The organism is Blastococcus sp. OS1-29 (genome assembly GCF_057628075.1).
On sequence record NZ_JBXXJK010000002.1, the window covers coordinates 417465 to 433185 of the forward strand.

Genomic DNA, 15721 nt, shown 5'->3' on the forward strand with positions numbered 1-15721 from the left:
ACCCGGAGAGAGAGAACATGTCCCGCGTTCACACCGTCCTCGGCCCGATCGCGGCCGAAGAGCTGGGTCTCGTCGCCGTGCACGAGCACATCGGCTACGGCATGCCCGGCTCGGAGCTCGACACCCAGTGGTGGAAGACCCCCGAGCAGCGCTACGAGGAGACCGTCCCGAAGCTGCGCCGGTTCGCCGAGTACAGCCGGCAGTACGGCGGCGCCACGTTCGTCGACGCCACCGGCATCTGCAACGGCCGCGACGTCGACTACTACCGGTCACTCTCGGCCAAGACCGGCGTGCACATCGTCGCGGCCACCGGGTTCGTCGGCGGTGACACCGCGCTGCGCTTCTTCGCCGAGGCCTCCGTCGACTACCTGATGCGCCAGTTCGTCCACGAGATCACCGTCGGCATCGGCACCAGCGGCGGCAGGGCCGGGATCATCAAGGTCGGCGTGAGCCGCGGTTTCCGGATGAAGGAACTGGACCTGCGGATCTACCGGGCGGCGGCCCGCGCGGCGCTGCTGACCGGGGTGCCGATCTTCACCCACCTCGCGGTCGACGTGGAGCCCGCGCTGGCGGTCTTCGCCGAGGAGGGCCTGCCGCTGGACCGGGTGCTGTTCGGGCACGCCGACGACGGCGTTAGCCAGGGCAAGGTGAACGAGGCCGCGATCCTCGGCGGGGGTGGCCGGATCGGCTTCGACACCTTCGGCTACGACCTCGAGCTGCCCGACCCGCCGTTCTGGGGCCGGCACCGCCGGGAGCGCCTCGAGCACTTCCTCCGGCTGATCGGCGAGGGCCACCTCGACCAGGTGCTGGCGTCCGCCGACGCCAACTGCAGCCCGCTCGGCTGGCCCGGCGTCAAGGGCCACACCGTCAACTACATCTACGAGCAGCTGATCCCCGACCTGAAGGACGAGGGGATCGACGAGGCCACCATCCACCGGATCTTCGTCGAGAACCCCGCCGACTTCCTGACCCTCACGACGAACTGAGAGAGCAACCGCCATGGACATCAGCAACCTGAGGATCGCCGTCGTGGGTGCGGGCTACGGCGGCGCGGCCGCGGCCTTGGGCCTCCGCCGGCACGGCGCCGACGTCACCGTGTACGAGCAGGCCACCGAGATCTCCGAGGTGGGGGCCGGCATCGGCCTGCGCCCCTCGACCATGGACCTGTTCCGACGCTGGGGAATCTTCGACGCGATCGCCCGCGTGAGCTCGGCCAGCGACTACTTCGAGATCCTCACCGCCACCGGCGACCCGATCGCCAAGGACTCGTGGCCGGGCATGGACGACTACGCGGTGACGACCCACACCCACCTCATCCACCGCGGCGACTTCATCGACGCACTCACCGGGGTGCTGCCCGAGGGCATGATCGAGCTCGGCCACAAGCTGGAGAGCCTCGAGGACCGCGGTGCCACCACCGTGCTCCGCTTCACCAACGGCGCGACGGTCGAGGCCGACCTCGTCATCGGCGCCGACGGCATCAAGTCGACCGTGCGCCAGCAGCTGTTCGGCGACCACGAGCCGGTGTTCGCCGGCGAGCACGCCTACCGCGTGGTCATCCCCACCAGCGCCTGCCACGGGATGGTCGTCGACGACAACCTGCGCATGTACATCGGCCGCGGCACGAAGGTCTACCTGCTGCCGCTGCGCCACCGCGACGGACTCTCCTTCGACGTCACCGCTCTCGACGCCGACGGCACCTGGACGCCGACGGTCACCAAGGACGACCTGCTGGCGAAGGTGGAGGGCTTCGACGGGCGGATCGTCGGCATCGCCCGCGACCTCGACATGGACAAGGTCAACGTCCGCGCCGTCTACGACATCGACCCCGTCGACACCTGGCACACCGACTCGGTGACCCTGCTGGGCGACTCCGCCCACGCGATGCTGCACCACCAGGGCCAGGGCGCGAACTCGGCGATCATGGACGCCGGCGCGCTCGTCGAGGCCCTGCTGGCGGCCGATTCGGTGCCCGCGGCGCTCGCTGCGTTCCAGGCCGAGCGCAAGCCGGTCACCGACGAGCTGCAGGCCATCTCCCGGCACGGCTGGACCGACGACGAGCTCGACGACGTCTTCCCCGGCCAGAAGCCCGCGGCCCAGGCCATCCGATGACCCTGCACCCCCAGGTCGCCGCCGCGCTGGCCTCGATGCCGGCGCCGCCCCCCGGCCCGCTCGACCCGGAGGCCATGCGCGCCGGCGAGGAGGCGCACGTCCCGCCGCTCGCGGAGCGGCTGCCGCTGCACGCGGTCGAGGACCGCACGGTCGCCGAGGTGCCGGTCCGGATCTACACGCCGGTCGAGGCCGGCCCGTCCGGCCTGCTCGTGTACTTCCACGGCGGCGCCTTCTTCCTCGGCAGCCTGGAGACCCACGACTCCGTCGCCCGTTCGCTGGCGAAGGAGACCGGTCTGACCGTCGTCTCCGTCGGCTACCGGCGGGCACCCGAGGCGGCGTACCCGGCCGGGCTGCAGGACTGCTACGCCGTCGTCCGCTGGGTGGCCGAGCACGGGTCGGAGCTGGGCTGGGACGGCGGGACGCTCGCGATCGCCGGCGACAGCTCGGGCGGCACCTTCGTGGCGGCCGTGGCCGCGATGGCGTACGACGACGGGCTCGACGCGATCACCCACCAGGTGCTGTTCTACCCGTCGCTGGACCTCGACTTCGACGAGGACCGCTACCCCTCGCTGCGCGAGAACGCCGTGGGCTACGGGATGGAGACCGCGGGGCTGCGGCCGTTCAACGCCTTCTACCTCGACAGCGGCGCCGACCCGGCCGACCCGCTGGTCTCGCCGATCAAGCGGGCGGACCTGTCCGGGCTCGCCCCCGCGCTGATCATCACCGCCGAGCACGACCCCCTGCGCGACGAGGGCGAGCTGTACGGGCAGCGGCTGCGCGACGCCGGGGTGCCCGTGACGATCTCCCGTTACGCGGGTGCCGGGCATGGCTTCGTGCAGCACTTCTCCTGGATCCCGGAGTTCGCCCGGGTCTACGCCGAGACCGCGGCGTTCCTGCGGGAGGGCTGAGCAGTGGCCGTCGGCATCCACCCGCTGGTCTCGCCCTGGGGCCGGTTCGGGCTGTACAGCTTCTTCATCGACGCGCCGGAGCCGGCGATCGTCGACACCGGCGTCGCCTCGTCGCCTGCCGAGGGCATGGCGCCGGCGCTGGCGGCGCTGGGACGGCGGATCGAGGACGTCCGCTGGATCCTGCTGACCCACGGGCACATCGATCACGTCGGCGGCGCGCACGCGCTCTGGGAGCTCACCGGCAGGCGCGCGCAGGTGGTGATCGGCGAGCCCGACGCCCGGTATCTGCGCTCGCGCCGCGCGCACGTGCAGAACTACCTCGACGTGCGGGCGCGGTACCTGCCCGACCCCGAGGCCGAGGCGAAGCAGACGGCGATGGCGGCCGCTGCCATCTCCGGTGAGCTGGAGCCGCACCTGCTGGTGCGCGGCGGGGAGACGCTGTCCCTGGGCGGCGACGTCACGGTCTCCGTGCACGCCATCCGCGGCCACACGGCCGGCTCGGTCGCCTACGTCGTCGACGGTCAGGACGACGTCTTCGTCGGCGACGCGGTGCAGGTGCACGGCGCGGCGAACGGCTTCCCCGGCTTCGAGGACCCGCGGGCCTACCGCGCGAGCCTCGAGCACCTGCGCGACGTCGTCCGCCCGCGGCACCTGTACCTCGGCCACCCGTACCGCACCACCGACGGCGTGCCGTACGGCGTCGAGCTGGACCGGGACCAGGCGCGGGAGGCGTTGCAGGGCAGCCTCGACATCGAGGCCCGCGTCGCAGCGGCCGCGGACCGGCACCCGCCGCGGGAGACCGACTCGGTGTACTCGCCGTTCGCCCGGGTCGCCGAGGAGGTCGGCTACACCGGCGACCCGACGCTCGAACCGTCCCCCTTCTTCACGACGCTGCACGGCTATCGCAAGGAGTTCCACGACCATGGCTGAGATCCGACAGGTGCAGGCCGGCACACAGACGATCGCCGTCCGCGAGGACCTGCGCGTCCCGATGCGCGACGGCGTCACCCTTGCCGCCGACGTCTACGCAGGCAGCGAGGACAAGCCTCGCCCGGCGCTCGTCGCGCTCAGCCCCTACGGCAAGGAGCTCCAGGCGCTCGCCCTGACGATGCCGCCCCAGCGCCGGCCGAGCCCGATGTGGGACGGCTGCATCGAGGCCGGCGACATCGCCCGCGTGGTGGCCGAGGACTACGCCCACGTCATCGGCGACCTGCGCGGCTCCGGAGCGTCCGAGGGCGAGCACGTCGGCAACTACAACGCCGGCGGCGTGTCCCTGGGCCAGGACGCCTACGACTTCATCGAGTGGGTCGCCGCGCAGCCGTGGTGTGACGGCAACGTCGGCATGATCGGCATCTCCTACTACGGCTCGATGCAGGTCTTCGCCGCGGCCGAGCGCCCGCCGTCGCTCAAGGCGATCTTCGTCAGCGGCGGCCACTTCGACTTCTACGAGACGACGTACCACGGCGGCGTCATGTGGTTCATGCCGCGCGCTGCCCGCGAGGGCCGCGGGGGCGACTCCGGCTGGGCGTTCACGGACCGGACCACCTCGCGGATGCTGGCGACGTACTCGGAGGAGGAGATCGAGCAGCGGGTCGCGCAGCGGCTGGCCGACCCGGACGTCGCCGCCTGGCCGAACCTGGTCCACGTGCTGCACTACCCGAAGCACCACGAGGCCTGGTTCGACATCATCACGAACGAGCTCGACGGCGAGTGGTACGAGGAACGCAACCCGATCAACCTCGCCCGCGACATCGACATCCCGGTCTACCTGCAGATCGACCAGGGCCGCGGCTGGACGGTCGACGGCCACGTCGAGCTGTTCGAGACCCTGAAGGGCCCGAAGAAGCTGGTCATCGGGTCCTACCCGCCCATGCAGTCGCGACCCTGGGTGGAGGAGCACGACGAGATGTTCCGCTGGTACGAGTACTGGCTGAAGGGCGTCGACAACGGGATCATGGACGAACCCGCCGTGAGCGTGTTCGTCGAGGGCTCCCGCGAGGTCGTCACGGCCGACCAGTGGCCGCCGAAGGACGTCGAGTACCGGCCGCTCTTCCTGCGCCCGCGCGGGAAGCTCGCGGCCCGGCCCGAACTCATGGGCCCCGAGCACGCCGCGCCGGACGGCTTCTACCAGGCGCCGCTCACGGTCACGGACAAGGTGGAGGTCCTCAGCTGGAGCACCGGCCCCTTCGAGGAGCCCACCGAGCTGATGGGTGCCGGCGCCGCGCACCTGTTCGCCGAGATCGACCAGCCGGACACCAACTTCATCCTGCGCCTGTGGGACGCGGCCCCGAACGGCAAGCGCCAGCTGATCACCACCGGATACCTCAAGGCCTCGCACCGCGAGCTGGACGAGGAGCGGACGACCGAGGGCAACCCGTACCACCCGCACACCCGCAGCGTGCCGGTGCAGCCCGGGATGATCGAGGAGTACGTGATCCGCCTGTACCCGTTCGCGGCCACCTTCCTGCCCGGACACCGGCTGGTGGTCGAGCTCTCCAACGACGAACCGCTGGCCGACGAGCACAACTCGCTGCTGCCGCCGGACGCCTTCCACCTGCCCGTCGGCCGGCCGGTGACGCACAAGATCTATCGCGACGCCGAGCACCCGTCCCGACTCGTGCTGCCGTTCACGGCACGGGCAGCGGGGGAGGGGTAGCGCGCCGCGGACGGCCGGCGCTCACTTCACGACGAGCGTGCCGTGCATCGAGGGGTGCAGGCTGCAGTGGAACGGGTACGAGCCGGGCGTCGTCGGTGCCGTGAAGGTGCTGGTGCCCTCCGCCGCCTGGTCGTCGAACGCGCCGCCGGTGTCGGCGGTGACCGTGTGGGCCGTCCCGTCCTGGTTGTCCACGGTGACGGTCGCGCCCGGGCTCACCGAGGGCGGCGTCGAGAAGGCGAAGCCCTTGATCGTGATCGTCGAGGCGGTGCTGGCGGCGTTCGGGGCGGACGAGCCCGCCGGAGACGAGGTCGAGGTCGCGCCCGCGGACGAACTCGACGCCGCGCCCGAGGACGACGACGAGCCCGACGAGCCGCAGGCGACCAGGGTGACCGCGCACAGACCGGCCAGGACCAGCCGCGCGCGGGATCGCGTGATGCGCATGAGTCTTCCCGTCCGTGGGTCGCCGGATGCGGGGGAGCCGCAAGGGTCAGGATCCCGCAGCCGGGCCCGGGACGGGGTCCTGTCTGCGCTCCACCAGTCCCCGACGGCGTGCCGTCGCGCAACGGCGGGGGACGCGCCGGGAATTGCGCGCGACCGCACGTGTTTACTACTGGCGACGTACCGACGACGAGACCGACGCCGTCGTCGTCCTGTGACGACGTGCCTGCGACGGTGGCCCCGCCTCCTGTGGGAGCCTGCGAGGCCCGTGGCGGCTCGGCGAAGCCGCGGGTCGGGTCGGTGCCGGGGCACCAGAGCCCGCGTCGGGACGTGCCGCGTCCCGTCCGGGGACCGTGCGGCACCCTGCCGCGGCGAACGTGCACGCAGCCAGAGGAGTAGTACGTGGCTCGACCAGGTCAGCGCCATCCCGGCGCTCGCCGTACCAACCCCCGGAACCAGCGCCGGGGGGCGCACCGCGAGGACGTCGTCTCGGTGCTCGCCCGCGCCGTCCGCGAGGTCGAGGCGGCCGCCCAACGGGGCCGCGTGACGCCGTCCGTCCGCACGAAGTTCCAGGCCATCGCCCTGCTGCTGCGGGAGGAGCGCGCCCGCGTCCTCGCGGACCGGACCGGCAGCGACGGGCACCGGTCGGAGCAGCTCAAGCGCCTCGACGGGGTGGCCACGATCCTCGCCACGACCGCCGTCCGCGATCCCGGACTGCTCGCCCTGCTGGCCGAGGACGCGGCCGTCTCCGACGCGGCGCGCGCGCTCAAGCGCGACATGCTGAAGAGCGTGGGCGTGGAGCCCGTGGTCGAGGAGGCGCCGGCCGAGGAGCCGCCCGCCGCCGCCTCCACCGCGCAGGAGCGCCGCGTCGTCCCGCAGTCGGTGATCTCGCGGCAGCTGGCCAATCCCTTCCTCGCACCCGACTTCTCCGCCGTCGCGGAGACCGCGGCCCGTCCCCGGCGCCTGGCCGGGTGGGAGCTGCTCAACCCGCTGCTCAGCGCCTTCGAGCGCGCGGGCAGCGGGGAGCCGGCGTGCATGGACCTGCCCTTCCCGACGGCCCGCTTCACCCCCGCGGGCCTGGAGCTCATGCCGCACCAGGGCCAGCTGGTCGCCGCGGCCGCGGCCGGTCACCGCACCTTCCTGCTGGCCGACGAGCCGGGCCTGGGGAAGACGGCACAGGCGCTGCTCGCGGCCGAGGCGGCGAACGCCTTCCCGCTGCTGGTGGTCGTGCCGAACGTCGTCAAGACCAACTGGGCCCGTGAGGCGGCCCGCTGGACGCCGCACCGCCCGGCGACCGTCGTCCAGGGGGACGGTGACACCGTGGACGGCTTCGCCGACATCGTCGTCGTCAACTACGAGGTGCTCGACCGGCACGTCGGCTGGCTCGGCGATTTCGGCTTCCGCGGGATGGTGGTCGACGAGGCCCACTTCATCAAGAACAAGACCAGCCAGCGTTCCCAGCACGTCCTCGAGCTGTCCGACCGGATCCGGTTCCGGGCCGGGCAGCCCCTGCTGATGGCCCTGACCGGGACCCCGCTGATCAACGACATCGAGGACTTCCTGGTCATCTGGCAGTTCCTCGGCTGGATCGACGACAGCACGCCGCTCGGCCCGCTGATGGAGGCCCTGGAGAACACCGGTCTCACGCCGGCCGACCCAGGTTTCTACCGCGCCGCGCGCAAGGCCGTGATCGACCGCGGGATCGTCCGACGCCGCAAGGTCGACGTCGCCGCCGACATCCCGGCCCGCCGGATCGCCGACCTCCCCGTCGAGCTCGACGGCGCCGCGGGCCGCTCGATCCGCGCGGCCGAGCGCCAGCTCGTGCAGCGGATGGTGCAGCGCTACGAGACCGCACACGCCTCCCGTGCGGTCGACAGCGGCGACGGGATCGATCTCGCGCTGGTCCGCCGGGTGGCCAAGGCCGAGCTCAAGGACGCGAGCACGACCGCCGGCGAGAACGTCTTCACCATGGTGCGGCGCATCGGCCAGGCCAAGGCGGGGCTCGCGGCCGACTACGCCGCGCAGCTGGCGCGCAGCGCCGGCAAGGTCGTGTTCTTCGCCAAGCACATCGACGTCATGGACGCCGCCGAGGAGGCCTTCGCCAAGCAGGGCGTGCGGTACTCCTCGATCCGCGGCGACCAGACCCCGTCGGTGCGGCAGAAGAACATCGACGCCTTCGTGAACGACCCCGGCGTGGCCGTCGCGGTCTGCTCGCTGACCGCTGCCGGCGTCGGACTGAACCTGCAGGTGGCGTCGAACATCGTGCTGGCCGAGCTGTCCTGGACCGACGCCGAGCAGACCCAGGCCATCGACCGCAGCCACCGCATCGGGCAGACCGAGCCGGTCACCGCGTGGCGCATCATCGCCGCGCAGACCATCGACGCCCGGATCGCCGAGCTGATCGACAGCAAGGCCGGGCTCGCCGCCCGGGCGCTCGACGGGTCGGGGGAGGAGCTCTCCTCCTCGGCCGACGTGCAGCTGGAGGCGCTGGTGGCGTTGCTGACCGACGCGCTCAGAAGCTGACCGGCAGCTCCTCCACCCCGTAGACGAAGGACAGCCGGCGCCAGGCCAGCTCGTCCTCGGGCACGGCCAGCCGCAGGTCGGGGAACCGGTGGAGCAGCGCGGGGAACACGATGCGCAGCTCCATCCGGGCCAGCTCCGCCCCGACGCAGCGGTGCATGCCGTGGCCGAAGGCCAGGTGGCCACCGCCGGCGGGGGAGCGGGCAGGGTCGAAGGCGTCGGGGTCCGGGCCCGCCCAGGCCGGGTCGCGGTCGGCTCCGCTGAGCGAGGCGGCGACGACGTCGCCGGGCCGGACCGTGTGCCCGAAGAGCTGCAGCTCCTCCTTGGCGAAGCGCGGGAAGGCGACCTGCACGACGGTCAGGTAGCGCAGCAGCTCCTCGACGACGCGCTCGACGTCGGCCTCCGACCCGGTGCGCACCAGCTCCGCGGAGGCGGGATCGCGCAGCAGCACCAGCGTGCCCAGCGAGATCATGCTGGCCGTGGTCTCGTAGCCGCCCGTGACGATTCCGTCGACCAGCCCGGCCAGGTCGTCGTCGGAGAGCGCGTCCCCCTCGGCCCGCAGGATCTGGCCGATCAGGCCGTCGCCCGGCGCGCTGCGCTGGTGGGCCACCACCTCGAGCAGCAGCTGCTTCTGCACCGACACGGCACCCAACGCCGCGGCCGCGCCCCCGGAGGCATCGAACCGCTGGCCGCCGAGCCGGACGAAGGCGTCGTGATCGGCGTCGTCGAGCCCCAGCAGGCCGCAGATGGCGTCCATCGGGATCCGCGAGGACACGTGCTCGGCCAGGTCGGCCGGTGAGCCGGCGGCAGCCAGGTCGTCCAGCCGGCGGGTCGTGATCTGCTCGATCACCGGAACGAGCCGGTCCAGCCGGGCCTTCGTGAACTCCGGCGCGACGAGCTTGCGCAGCCGGGTGTGCAGCGGGGGATCGCTGAGTCCGAGACCGCCGACGTCCGCGATCGACCCCGGCCCGGCGTCCCGGAACAGATGGCGGACGTCGTTGCTGTAGGAGTTCCGGTCCGCGAGCACCGCGCGGGCCTGCTCGTAGCCGGTCACCAGGTGCACCGCGAAACCGAACCGCAGGTCGAGGCGGTGCACCGGCTCGAGCTCCCGGACCGCGGCGAGTTCGGGCACGGGGTCCGTGCCGTTGCGCAGCAGCGGCAGCCGCGCGGCCTCGGGCAGGAAGGTCAGCTCGGACAGGTCCATGCCCTTGCGGCGGACGCGCCACGCCACGAGGCGGGCCAGCCACGCCTCGGCCAGGGCACGCGGACCGCGGCGAACGGTGGGGCGGGACGCGCGTTCGTTCGTCGGCATGGCTCCTCGTCGTCTGCGGGGTCGTCTGCGGGGTCGTCTGCGGGCGGCTCCGGGTCGGGCCTTGTCTACGCCGGGCAGCTGGGAGCCCCTCGCAGCGGGGGGCAGACCGGCGCCGCATGCGCTTGCCGAAGCCCGGCAAATCGACCGGTCATGCGACGGGGAGGGGGTGGGACGGCCAGTCCAGTAGACGCGCCCCGAGCACGGCCGCCTGCAGCGTGAAGCGCTGATCGGGGCTCCCGACGCTGTTGCCGGTCAACTCGGCGACCCGGGCCAGCCGGTAGGTGACGGTGCGGACCGAGACGTGCAGTCGCCGCGCGGCCTCGGTCGCCACGTCGCCGGCGTCGAAGTAGGCGTGCAAGGTGGCGAGCAGCACCTCGGCGCCGCCCCGCACCTGCGCGAGGGGTCCCAGCACGTCCCGGACGAGGTCGACCATCGCCGCCTGGTCCCGGCCGAGGACGCGGTAGACGAGCAGATCGCGGGCGTCGACCACGGCTGCGGGCAGGTCCAGACGGTCGGCCAGGGCGTGGGACTCGCGAGCCTCCTCGTAGGAGCGGGCCACGCCGTAGGCACCCGGGAAGGCGCGCCCGGCGGCCACCCGCCAGCGTGCCTCCGGTTCCAGCCGCAGGACCTGCTGGTGGATCACGCGCCCCACCTCCAGGCTGTCCGCCGAGTTGGGTGCCGCCCCGGGCCGACCAGGCAGGACGAGGACGACGCGGTCGTCCTTGGTGGCCGCCAGCACGTCGCGGTCACCGAACCGATCGACGACGGCGCGCTCGAGGGTTGTGGCCACGCGATCGATGGCCGTGCTCGTCCCGGCAACCGCGACCAGCGCGACGTGATGCGGCCTGCCGAGGTCGATGCCGAAGGGCTCGGCCCGCTGCACCATGCGGGAGACGTCGGCGTCGCCCCGCAGCAGGTCGTCGACGAACTCCCGCCGCAGGGCCTCCTCGTGGCGGATCGACTCCCGGCGCTCGGACTGGTGGCCCTCCACCAGCGCGCCGACCGCGTCGTCCAGCACCCGCAGGACCGCCTCGGTGGCGTTGCGGACCTTCTCCGCGTCGTTGGATCGCGCGACCACCGGCAGCCGACGCCAGAGCCGCCACGCCGCCGACAGGTACAGGTCGACCGCGACGCGCGCCTCGACGCCGTCGGCGGCCGCGCGACGCCCCAGTTCCCGGACGGCGTCGAGCTCCCACTCCTGCGGACGGCGGCCATGGATGGCGGCGTCGGCGAGCATCGGCAGGTACTCGCCGATCAACCCCGCCGGCGCACCCGAGGCGGTCGCTGCAGAGGCGGCGACGTCGTCCAGCCAGGCTTCGCGCCCCGTCGATCCCGCCGCATCCCGCCGCGTCATCCCGCCTCCGATCGGTCCGGTCACCGGCTGTTGCCGGTGACCGGCAAGTGCAGTGTGCCTGATCTGGCCGGTGGCGGCCCTGGTGCCCGCCCGTGCGGCGACGGACCCTGGACGGCGACGGAGGTGGGTCATGCTGAGCGAGCACGAACAGAGAGTCTGGGACGAGATCCAGCGGCAGCAGGGGACCGGGCGGGACCGCCGCCGGGAGGTGCCGGCCGTGGTGATCGGGGGCGCGTGGGGCGCCGTCCTGCTGGTGCTGCTCGGCGCGCCGGCTGTCGGGCTCGCCGTCGGGGCGGCCGCCGGCCTGACCTGGCTGCTGTGGCGCGTCCTCCCGCGGCAGGACGGCCCAGCACGGACCACCGGCGACGCCGGCGACCGCGCGAAGCAGTCCGCGGTGCACTGACCCCCACCGGTCGCCCTGTTCCTCGCGCGTGCCCGTCCGGTGCACGCGGTCCACTCTCCGGGAGGAGAACTCATGTCCACCGTCCTCACCGCCGGGGCGAGCGCCGCCCCGGCCGTCGCCCTCGAGCAGCAGAAGTTCCGGACACTGCTCAACGACCTCCGCGCCGAGTGCCTGCACGAGCGCGAGCTGGCCCTGGCCGAGTCGGCGACGTCGATGCCCGACGCGGTCGCCGTCAGCCGGGCCGGCCGCCTGCTGCGCACCGTCGAGGAGATCGACGCCGCGCTGCAGCGGATCACCGACGGCACCTACGGCGCCTGCGTCCGCTGCGGGGCCCGCATCCCGGCGGAGCGTCTGGAGTTCCGGCCGTTCGCCGCCGGGTGCGTCGCCTGCGAGGAGCGGGCACGGTGAGCCCCGGCGCGGCGACCGGCGGCGCACCGCGTCGGGTGGCCGTCGTCGGGGCGGGCATGGTGGGCCTCTCCACGGCCTGGTTCCTGCAGGAGGCCGGCGCGGAGGTCACCGTCTACGAGCGGGACGCCATCGGCGCCGGTGCCTCCTGGGGCAACGCCGGCTGGCTGACCCCGGCCCTGACCGCGCCGCTGCCGGAGCCGGCCGTGCTCCGCTACGGCCTGCGTGCGGTGCTCAGCCCACGGTCGCCGGTGTACCTGCCGCCGCGTGCCGACCGCACGCTGCTGCGCTTCCTCACCCGCTTCGTCGCCCACAGCACCGCCCGGCAATGGCAGCGCGGCATGGCCGCCTACGTCCCGCTCAACGAGCGGGCCCTCGAGGCGTTCGACGCCCTCGCGGCCGGCGGCGTCCCGGCGATCACGCACCCGGCCGAGCCCTTCCTGGCCTGTTTCCGCCGCGAGCGCGAGGCCGAGCACCTGCTCTCCGAACTGGAGCAGATCCGGGCCGCCGGTCAGGACACGACGTTCGCCCCGGTGACCGGTTGGCGGGTGCGCGCGGTCGAGCCGACCCTGACCGAGCAGGTGGGCGCCGCGGTGCAGATCTACGGTCAGCGCTACCTGCACCCGCCCGAGTTCGTCCGCTCGCTCGCCCTCGCCGTCCGGGCGCGGGGCGGCGAGATCGTGGAGGGGGTCGGCGTCGCGGACGTCCGGCACGACCGCGGGGGAATCGCCGTCGTCAGCGACGCGGGGGAGGAGCAGCGGCACGACGCCGTCGTGCTCGCCACCGGCGCGGAACTCGCCCGCCTGGCGGCTCCCTTCGGGGTGCGTCACCCGGTGCAGGCCGGTCGGGGCTACAGCTTCAGCGTGCCGGTGGAACGGATGCCGAACGGGCCGCTCTACTTCCCTCGCCAGCGGGTGGCGTGCACGCCGCTGGGGAGCCGGCTGCGGGTCGCCGGAATGATGGAGTTCCGCCGGCACGGGGACCCGCTGGACCCCCGACGGATCACGGCCGTCGCCGACGCCGTCCGCCCGTTCCTGGACGGCGTGGACCTCGACGACCGGCACAGCGAGTGGGTCGGCTCCCGTCCGTGCACGGCCGACGGGCTCCCGCTGGTGGGCGCGACCGCGTCACCCCGCGTCTTCGTCGCCGGCGGCCACGGCATGTGGGGCATCGCCCTGGGGCCGATCACCGGCATGTTGCTGGCCCAGACCGTGCTGAAGGGGGAGGCGCCCCCGGAGCTGTCACCGTTCGACCCGCGTCGCTGATCGGTCGCGGGCCCCGTCGCGCTGCGGATGCTGCGACTGGCCGGGCTGCCGGTCGACCCGTCGTCCGGCGCGGCGGGGATCCCCGCGAGGCGCCCGGTCAGAGCCCGAGATCGCTCAGTCCCGGGTGGTCGTCGGGTCGCCGTCCCTGCGGCCAGTGGTAGAGGCGGTCGGCCGCGGCGATGGGCAGATCGTTGATGCTCGCGTGGCGCCGGCGCATCAGGCCGTTCTCCTCGAACTCCCAGTTCTCGTTGCCGTAGGACCGAAACCAGTTGCCGGAGTCGTCGTGGGACTCGTAGGCGAAGCGGACGGCGATGCGGTTGCCGTCGAAGGCCCACAGCTCCTTGATCAGCCGGTACTCCAGCTCCCGCTGCCACTTGCGCGTCAGGAAGGCCACGATCGCCTCCCGCCCGTTGACGAACTCCGCCCGGTTGCGCCACTGCGAGTCGACCGTGTACGCGGCGGCGACCTTCTCCGGATCGCGTGTGTTCCAGCCGTCCTCGGCCAGGCGCACCTTCTGCGCTGCCGTCTCCCGGTCGAACGGGGGGAGCGGGGGTCGCGTCATGACGGATTTCCTCTCGGAGGACGGCGGCGGACGGAGCCATTACGGCTAGGGCACCGTGCCACGGCGTCGCGCCGGACTCCAGCCCGCGCCCGTTCCCTCAGCCGCCCTGGAGCCGGGCGGCGAGGTCGGTGGTGTCCCCGATCGCGGTGAGGGTGCGCATCTGCCCGGCCCCGATGTTGCCGACCAGCGCGTGCTCCGGCTGACGGGTCGAACAGCGCCATCACCTCGTCGCCGCCTCGAGCGGTTGCCGCCGTCGACCTGCTGGCCGAGGGTGGACGGATGGTGCAGGTGGGCCTGTCCGGCGGCGAGGTGGGCGCATGAGCACCCGCCTCGCGCGGAGCGCCGACGGCACGGTCATCCGCGCGTGGTGCAACGACGGTGCCGGGACGCCGGTCCTGCTCTGCAACGGGCTCGGCACGCCGGCCGCGGCCTGGCCGCAGATCATCGCGCCGGACAGCGGCTACCGGGTGGTCAGCTGGGACCAGCGGGGGCTGGGCGGCTCGGAGCGGCCGGCCGATCACGAACGGGTTCGCGTCGAGGACCACGCCGACGACGCCCGTGCCGTGCTCGATGCCTTCGACATGCCTCCGACGACGATCGTGGGCTGGTCGCTCGGCGTCAACGTGGCCTTCGAGCTGGCCGTGCAGGAGCCGGACCGGGTGCGCGCCCTGCTCGCCGTCGCAGGCGTTCCGGGCGGCAGCTACTCGTCGATGTTCGCGACGCTCGGTGTGCCGCGGCCGTTGCGGGCGCGGTTGGGCCGGCTCAGCAGCCGCCTGCTCCCGGTCATGGGACCGCTGCTGCCGGTGGCCGTGGCGAGCCTGCCACCGTGGCGGGACATGTTCACGAGCGCGGCCCTGCGCGGCCCGGTCCGGGAAGCCGCGCATCCGGGCGCCCTGCGCGCGGTGCTGCAGGAGTTCTCGACGCATGACTGGTCCTGGTACCGGCGACTGTCGCTCGGGCTCGCGGAGCACGCGCCACTCGATGTGTCGTCCCTTCGCTGCGCCGTCACCTTCCTGGCTGGTCGCTACGACTCCCTGGTCGACGTCGCCGACGTCCGCGCCGCGGCCCGGGAGGTGCGCGGTGCCCGGCTCCGCGTGTTGATGGGCACCCATTTCCTGCCGTTGCAGTATCCGGAGGTGATGCTCGAGGAGCTACGCCTGCTCGAGCGCCGCTCGGTCGAGAGCTGACCTGGACGACGGCCTGACGGGGGACCACCCTGGCCCTGTCGGGCAAGGAGGCAGTCGATGGCCACGGTGACCGTCCGCTACATCGTCGACGACGTCGACGCGTCGATCGACTTCTACTGCCGGCACCTCGGGTTCCAGGAACAACTGCACCCGGCGCCCACCTTCGCTCTGCTCCTCCGCGGTGATCTCCGGCTCGCGCTGAGTGCACCCAGCGGGCGCGGTGGTGGCGGGCAGTCGATGCCCGATGGCACGCCGCCCCGTCCGGGTGGGTGGAATCGGTTCTCCCTCGAGACCTCCGATCTGGAGGGAACCGTGGCGTCCCTGCGCTCGGCGGGCGTCCGCTTCCGCAACGAGATCGTCACGGGAGTGGGCGGCAGGCAGATCATCCTGGAGGATCCGTCGGGCAATCCGGTCGAACTGTTCGAACCCGCGCAGGCGGAGCACCCCGTCGGGTCGGGCTGAGGACCGCTCGCCACGGACTCGGTTCAGCGGGCGACGGGCCGGTTCGACGTCCGGCGCACCACCGGCCTCACCCACTCGTGCCCATCACCTCCAGCTCGGTCCGAGAGCGGCGACTGGACCGGCGGCCGAGGTGGACG

At 73.0% G+C, this 15721-nt stretch carries 15 protein-coding genes; 11 read left to right on the top strand and 4 right to left on the bottom strand.

What is annotated here, in order from left to right; all coding sequences use genetic code 11:
- The first annotated feature begins 17 nt into the window (after positions 1 to 17).
- Genes AC2H4J_RS06705 through AC2H4J_RS06725 form a run of 5 tightly spaced genes read left to right on the top strand, consistent with a single transcriptional unit; the run spans position 18 to position 5676 of the window.
- Positions 18 to 986, top strand: coding sequence for a phosphotriesterase family protein (locus tag AC2H4J_RS06705; protein ID WP_487464073.1), 969 nt, complete (start codon positions 18 to 20; stop codon positions 984 to 986).
- 13 nt (positions 987 to 999) lie between these two features.
- Positions 1000 to 2112, top strand: a complete 1113-nt coding sequence (locus AC2H4J_RS06710) for an FAD-dependent oxidoreductase (RefSeq protein ID WP_487464074.1) — start codon at positions 1000 to 1002, stop codon at positions 2110 to 2112.
- Positions 2109 to 3020 (top strand): alpha/beta hydrolase, encoded by a 912-nt coding sequence (locus AC2H4J_RS06715; RefSeq protein ID WP_487464075.1) that lies wholly within the window; start codon positions 2109 to 2111, stop codon positions 3018 to 3020. The genes AC2H4J_RS06710 and AC2H4J_RS06715 overlap by 4 nt, the downstream gene beginning before the upstream one ends.
- A 3-nt stretch (positions 3021 to 3023) precedes the next feature.
- Positions 3024 to 3950, top strand: coding sequence for an MBL fold metallo-hydrolase (locus AC2H4J_RS06720; protein WP_487464076.1), 927 nt, complete (start codon positions 3024 to 3026; stop codon positions 3948 to 3950).
- Positions 3943 to 5676 (top strand): CocE/NonD family hydrolase, encoded by a 1734-nt coding sequence (locus tag AC2H4J_RS06725; protein WP_487464077.1) that lies wholly within the window; start codon positions 3943 to 3945, stop codon positions 5674 to 5676. Before AC2H4J_RS06720 ends, AC2H4J_RS06725 begins: the two co-directional genes overlap by 8 nt.
- A 21-nt stretch (positions 5677 to 5697) precedes the next feature.
- Here the strand turns inward: AC2H4J_RS06725 and AC2H4J_RS06730 are convergent, their stop codons facing one another.
- Positions 5698 to 6117, bottom strand: coding sequence for a cupredoxin domain-containing protein (locus tag AC2H4J_RS06730; protein ID WP_487464078.1), 420 nt, complete (start codon positions 6115 to 6117; stop codon positions 5698 to 5700).
- Between the two features lie 399 nt (positions 6118 to 6516).
- On the opposite strand from AC2H4J_RS06730, the gene AC2H4J_RS06735 reads away from it, so the two are divergent.
- The gene (locus AC2H4J_RS06735; protein ID WP_487464079.1) at positions 6517 to 8637 is read left to right on the top strand and encodes a DEAD/DEAH box helicase; all 2121 of its coding nucleotides are present in this window, start codon (positions 6517 to 6519) and stop codon (positions 8635 to 8637) included.
- Here AC2H4J_RS06735 and AC2H4J_RS06740 read toward each other — a convergent pair.
- Entirely contained in the window at positions 8627 to 9946 is a 1320-nt protein-coding gene (locus AC2H4J_RS06740) for a cytochrome P450 (RefSeq protein WP_487464080.1), read from the bottom strand. The genes AC2H4J_RS06735 and AC2H4J_RS06740 overlap by 11 nt on opposite strands.
- Positions 9947 to 10094: 148 nt before the next feature.
- Positions 10095 to 11300 carry a PucR family transcriptional regulator gene (locus AC2H4J_RS06745; protein WP_487464081.1) on the bottom strand — a complete coding sequence of 402 codons (1206 nt, stop codon included), beginning with the start codon at positions 11298 to 11300 and terminating at the stop codon, positions 10095 to 10097.
- Positions 11301 to 11430: 130 nt separating this feature from the next.
- Here AC2H4J_RS06745 and AC2H4J_RS06750 point away from each other — a divergent pair, with 130 nt between their 5' ends.
- The 3 genes from AC2H4J_RS06750 to AC2H4J_RS06760 all read left to right on the top strand — a co-directional run bounded on the left by AC2H4J_RS06750 (position 11431) and on the right by AC2H4J_RS06760 (position 13373).
- A complete protein-coding gene (locus tag AC2H4J_RS06750; RefSeq protein WP_487464082.1) occupies positions 11431 to 11703 on the top strand; it encodes a hypothetical protein in 273 nt (90 codons plus the stop codon).
- A gap of 72 nt (positions 11704 to 11775) precedes the next feature.
- On the top strand, positions 11776 to 12111 hold the full coding sequence (locus tag AC2H4J_RS06755) for a TraR/DksA family transcriptional regulator (protein ID WP_487464083.1): 336 nt from the start codon (positions 11776 to 11778) through the stop codon (positions 12109 to 12111).
- Positions 12108 to 13373 (top strand): NAD(P)/FAD-dependent oxidoreductase, encoded by a 1266-nt coding sequence (locus AC2H4J_RS06760; RefSeq protein WP_487464084.1) that lies wholly within the window; start codon positions 12108 to 12110, stop codon positions 13371 to 13373. The genes AC2H4J_RS06755 and AC2H4J_RS06760 overlap by 4 nt, the downstream gene beginning before the upstream one ends.
- 97 nt (positions 13374 to 13470) lie before the next feature.
- On the opposite strand, the gene AC2H4J_RS06765 is transcribed toward AC2H4J_RS06760, so the two are convergent.
- Positions 13471 to 13935, bottom strand: a complete 465-nt coding sequence (locus tag AC2H4J_RS06765) for a nuclear transport factor 2 family protein (protein WP_487464085.1) — start codon at positions 13933 to 13935, stop codon at positions 13471 to 13473.
- A 317-nt stretch (positions 13936 to 14252) separates the two neighbouring features.
- Between AC2H4J_RS06765 and AC2H4J_RS06770 the strand changes: the two genes are divergently transcribed.
- Both AC2H4J_RS06770 and AC2H4J_RS06775 read left to right on the top strand, forming a co-directional pair.
- Complete coding sequence (locus AC2H4J_RS06770) at positions 14253 to 15122, top strand: alpha/beta fold hydrolase (protein ID WP_487464086.1); 870 nt, start codon at positions 14253 to 14255, stop codon at positions 15120 to 15122.
- Positions 15123 to 15179: 57 nt separating this feature from the next.
- Positions 15180 to 15584 carry a VOC family protein gene (locus AC2H4J_RS06775; protein ID WP_487464087.1) on the top strand — a complete coding sequence of 135 codons (405 nt, stop codon included), beginning with the start codon at positions 15180 to 15182 and terminating at the stop codon, positions 15582 to 15584.
- Positions 15585 to 15721 lie beyond the last annotated feature (137 nt).

Coding starts and splice junctions, on each gene's coding strand:
- AC2H4J_RS06750 (WP_487464082.1), top strand. CDS start 11,431: ATGCTGAGCGAGCACGAACAGAGAGTCTGGGACGAGATCCAGCGGCAG.
- AC2H4J_RS06740 (WP_487464080.1), bottom strand. CDS start 9,946: ATGCCGACGAACGAACGCGCGTCCCGCCCCACCGTTCGCCGCGGTCCG.
- AC2H4J_RS06775 (WP_487464087.1), top strand. CDS start 15,180: ATGGCCACGGTGACCGTCCGCTACATCGTCGACGACGTCGACGCGTCG.
- AC2H4J_RS06765 (WP_487464085.1), bottom strand. CDS start 13,935: ATGACGCGACCCCCGCTCCCCCCGTTCGACCGGGAGACGGCAGCGCAG.
- AC2H4J_RS06755 (WP_487464083.1), top strand. CDS start 11,776: ATGTCCACCGTCCTCACCGCCGGGGCGAGCGCCGCCCCGGCCGTCGCC.
- AC2H4J_RS06705 (WP_487464073.1), top strand. CDS start 18: ATGTCCCGCGTTCACACCGTCCTCGGCCCGATCGCGGCCGAAGAGCTG.
- AC2H4J_RS06725 (WP_487464077.1), top strand. CDS start 3,943: ATGGCTGAGATCCGACAGGTGCAGGCCGGCACACAGACGATCGCCGTC.
- AC2H4J_RS06730 (WP_487464078.1), bottom strand. CDS start 6,117: ATGCGCATCACGCGATCCCGCGCGCGGCTGGTCCTGGCCGGTCTGTGC.
- AC2H4J_RS06770 (WP_487464086.1), top strand. CDS start 14,253: ATGAGCACCCGCCTCGCGCGGAGCGCCGACGGCACGGTCATCCGCGCG.
- AC2H4J_RS06715 (WP_487464075.1), top strand. CDS start 2,109: ATGACCCTGCACCCCCAGGTCGCCGCCGCGCTGGCCTCGATGCCGGCG.
- AC2H4J_RS06710 (WP_487464074.1), top strand. CDS start 1,000: ATGGACATCAGCAACCTGAGGATCGCCGTCGTGGGTGCGGGCTACGGC.
- AC2H4J_RS06745 (WP_487464081.1), bottom strand. CDS start 11,300: ATGACGCGGCGGGATGCGGCGGGATCGACGGGGCGCGAAGCCTGGCTG.